4 protein-coding genes are annotated in these 4,285 nt (G+C 31.2%); all 4 read right to left on the reverse strand.

The window, feature by feature from the left end:
- Window positions 1–376, reverse strand: a 376-nt coding sequence (locus ACRDDY_RS13045) for a hypothetical protein (protein ID WP_438565374.1), incomplete at its 3' end; no start/stop codon positions are given.
- Window positions 377–459: 83 nt separating this feature from the next.
- Window positions 460–3,624: a PHP domain-containing protein gene (locus ACRDDY_RS13050; protein WP_438565375.1), complete on the reverse strand. Its 3,165-nt coding sequence runs from the start codon at window positions 3,622–3,624 to the stop codon at window positions 460–462.
- Window positions 3,625–3,689: 65 nt separating this feature from the next.
- Complete coding sequence (locus tag ACRDDY_RS13055) at window positions 3,690–3,965, reverse strand: hypothetical protein (RefSeq protein ID WP_438565376.1); 276 nt, start codon at window positions 3,963–3,965, stop codon at window positions 3,690–3,692.
- A 69-nt stretch (window positions 3,966–4,034) separates the two neighbouring features.
- Window positions 4,035–4,285 (reverse strand): hypothetical protein (locus tag ACRDDY_RS13060; protein ID WP_438565377.1); only part of this gene is annotated, 251 nt, incomplete at its 5' end.

Here is a 4,285-nt window from a genome sequence, read left to right on the forward strand (position 1 = left end):
CTATTTCATCTTCTTGCCCATTTAAAACCATCTGAATAAATGATGGGTATGCTGTATGAACGTAATTTGCTTGTGATGGCGTTGTTATTTCACATAGTATATCATATTCCATATCATCTGTAATCTCTTCTACGTGTAAACTAGGGGCTGATAAAACGGAATATTGCGTTCCATACTTATCAGTTTTCCCCTCTTCAATTTCAAGCCTATATTCTTTTCCTTCAACTAGATATGGTAACTCACCTACAATCGTGAAGTTGCCATATCTTGATAGCTTTAAATTAACGTTCTCTTTAGTTGGCACACATCCAAAAATCCTATAATCGTCTTTTGCAAAAACTTGTTTGGTTATTCTACATTCTACCATAATTCCCATAACTATCACCTCTCAACTTTTTATAATCTTATTATATACTAAAAAAATAAAAGTGTCAACATATAGTCAACACTTTTTATGAATTAATCTTCACTATCTATCTTAGAATACACATCAATTACATTTTCAACATCTTCTGATTCAACCCATTTTCCTTCATTATTTTTAACACGTTTATTCTTTTCTTTTACAATGGCTTTGCAAATATCTCCATTTATAATAGGATTTTCACAATACCAAGACTTGTTTAATTTAACTTGTAATCTTGATCCACTTGATATTTGATATATTGAAGAGAATGGTGTCCCATACTGATTAATCTCAACGCTTTCAAATACATAGATTACGTCATCGAAATCTTCATCTATGACATCTGTGTATCCTAATACTTCAACTTGATACTTTAATTTTTCAAACTTTGTCGTATTACAATCTATTTTATTGATGTATTCTCTTACTTCTTCTATTCTTTTTACTTTAGTTTTTTCTACATGAGTTTTCTTATATCTCTCATTGAACCTACTCCAAGCCATTAAAAGTTTATTTATATTTCCAAACCTCTCAAAGTAGTCTAACTTAATTAAGAACACGATGTCATTCTTTTTCAATGGTGAGTTTACCAACTCCACAAACAGATCAATAACATCAAATATTGCAACATCTTTCATATTCCACAATACTTCAGGAGCTACCTTGCTCATTCCTTTTATTGAGGCCATTGTCTGGGTTATGCAGTGGTTCTTCTTGTCTATATTGAAAGTCCTATTGTCATCTCCAAACTTTGCTTCTTTTATTTTTATTCCTTTTATAGCCATTTCTTTTTTCAAAGATGTTACTTTATCCTTATCTCCTTTGTCACTAAACCTTTGAAGTGCAACTTTATAAAACTCCAATGGATAATAAGCTTTCAAATATGCTAAAGTTACGCTATCTATTGCCATTGAGTAGGCGTGTGCTGAATTGAATCCATAAGCGGCACTATCTTCAACCACCTTCCAAACCATCTCAGACATTTCAATCGCTTTGCTCTCATCGTTTGTCTCACCTGTATCTATTATAGCATTTGAAAAGCTTGATAAGAACTTTTCCTTTGCATCTTTAATTACATATTCCTTCTTCTTGCTAATTGCTTTTATGATGTTATATGTTTCTGACATAGGGAATCCTGCAAATCCAAGAACTTTCATTAAATGTTCTTGATATAATATGAACGAACTATCACAGTATTCATCTTGAATTAATTCATCAAATACCTTTATACCATATTCAAAATGTTCTCTGTTTTCAAATTTACTATACATAGATTTAAATGAAGGTCTAACACCTGCCACAAACATTGTCAACTCAGATATGTTTTTTGGTTTATACTTCATAACTTTTTGAGTTGTTTTTGTTTGCTCAACTTGATTTATACACATTGTTTCTCCTTTTGCATATATATCCCAAACATTTTTATCCCCATCTATTTTTTTTAGTAAATCGTTTACAGACATAGGTTCTATTCCAGTTTCTTTATATATATCGTATGTCAAGCCTATTGAATCTACGATTAAGTAGTCTTGTTTTAAATACCCGAAGCTATCAATTGTACCACTCTCCAGTAGAGCCACAAAAACTTCCTTTCCTGTTGTTTCAGATTTACACAACATTATTCCAATATCTGATTCTATGTCTCCATCATAACAAAGAGTTCCACATGGATGTCCTTTCCTACTTTCTACAATTCCAAGATAATGTCTACATCCATCAATTAAATAACCATATTTTTCCTTGTCTACAAAGTCAAAGATGTCAATTTCTTCATCTTCTTCTTTATATCTAAGGGATTTTTCATACTTGTCTATTAACTTAGAAACTTCATTAGCAAGTTGTGGGTCTATGTCATTAGCTCTACAATACATTTTAAAAGCCGACTTCAACTTTAGCTTCCCCACTGCCAATAAGTCGTATGTTCCTAATTCCCCAATCAACTCTTTTTGGGCATTTATGAATGGCTGTCTGTCACTAACGTTGTGATCTATATCAGGTGCTTGATGAGATTCTAATATTCTTTCTTTAGTCAGGAATCTTTCAGAATACATGATTACAGGTGAATTTACTTTATCTACCTTTGTGAATTTCAATAGTTTATTTAAGAACATAGAAACACCTGAACCCCTTCCACTTGGAGTTAAAATTCCACCATACTTTTCTTGTCCTAATTTCATGGTTTCATAATTAAATATGAAGTAATCTACCATATTACATCCAATTATTTCATCAATATCATGGCATATTTCTCTCATGTATTGTTCTATTTTCAATGGGTTTATATCACATTCTTGATTTCTCCATTCCTTTCTTAATATCTTCCGAAACATCTCATTTCTGTCCTCTTGAGTTAGATGCTTATACTTTTTTAATATTGGAACCTTAAGGCTTCTATCTAATAATATTTCATCAAAGTTCAATATTTTATTTGTATTCTCAATGGCTTCCTCTATTTGAAATGAGGTGAATATTCCCTGAGAATCAAATCTTGAGAATAGTTCATCATATGTTGGATAGTCTAAATACCACCCATTCTCCTCTTCATATATAAGACCACTAGATTTTAAGTAATAGTCTCTATCTTCAACTTGTTGTTGGGTTATTAAATGAGTGTCGCAACCTGCAATCATTGGTATGTTATGTTTTTTATTAAGCTCTAAGATATGAGAATTTAATTTTATTTGTTCGGATGTGTCATGAGGCTGTATTTCTAAGTAGAAATTAGTAAAATGATTATTTAGTTTTAAAACTACATCGTCAATATCATCATACTTATTCCAAAATGCAATACAAGCTGTAGTAACAAATACCTCATCCTTAGGAAGCGTGAGAATTAGCTCCATATCCAATCTAGGATTGTAGTGAAATCCAGTTTTATTAGCAATAGATAGAGCTTTATTTATTGCTTTTCTAGCATTTTCAGTCATAGCTAACAATATAATGTGACCAGCTCTATCTTTAGAAAACCTATCTTTAACAAATCCCGCTTCAACCCCAAATACAAATTTTATGTTTGTGCCATTCTTTTTATTGTACTTTTCAAGGTCGTCATATATTGCAAAGTAATTTCCTTGCCAATAATGCTCTACGGTTGTATAAACACATTGTTTGTCACCATATCTTTTTTTCAACTCATCCCAATAATCTATTGGTTGCAATACAGAATCCTTTATGAATACATTTGATAATGAAGTGTGTTTGTGATAGTTTTGATACATTTTTCTACCTCCTTGTATTTATCTAAATAAACTATATCATAAAAAAAGAAGGGTGTCAACCCCTCTTAATCAATTAAATATACCTTTGCATAAACTTCTTCTTCTCCAATTGGTTCAAAGAAATCTTCTTCAATGATGTCATAACCTTTTCCACAATCTTTGTATCTAAGAATTTTTTCAAAACTTGGCACATATCCTTCAACCCAAGGGAAAGTGGTTGCCGATTCAACAATCGCTTCTCTAGCATCTTCAAACAGTTTTTCTTCACATAGACATTCAACTTCAATCTTTTGCCCAATCTCAAGTGCTAAAAATTCTTCTAAAGTTAACTCTTTTCTCATAATAATACCTCCAAGGTTTGTTTGATACATTGATTGTATCACATATATTACTATTTGTAAATACTGGATTTAAAAAATATCATTCCAACTCACAACTTTGTTATCTACAACTTCCACATCATAGTCTTGTATGATAACCTGTGGGAACCTTATGCCCATATATTCGTTTATGCTCAACTTCCCTACCAGTGTAATTTCATTTGTCTTATTAAAATCAATTCCATCGTGTTTGCTAAATTTAACAAAGTCAATCTCGTTGTGTGAAAACTTAAATCCATCTCCACTAATAGTTCTAATATTTGATCCCTTTACCTTAATTT

Origin of the sequence: Clostridium sp. (assembly GCF_051656525.1) — a bacterium.
In the GTDB taxonomy this organism is placed as follows: Bacteria; Bacillota; Clostridia; order Clostridiales; family Clostridiaceae; genus Clostridium.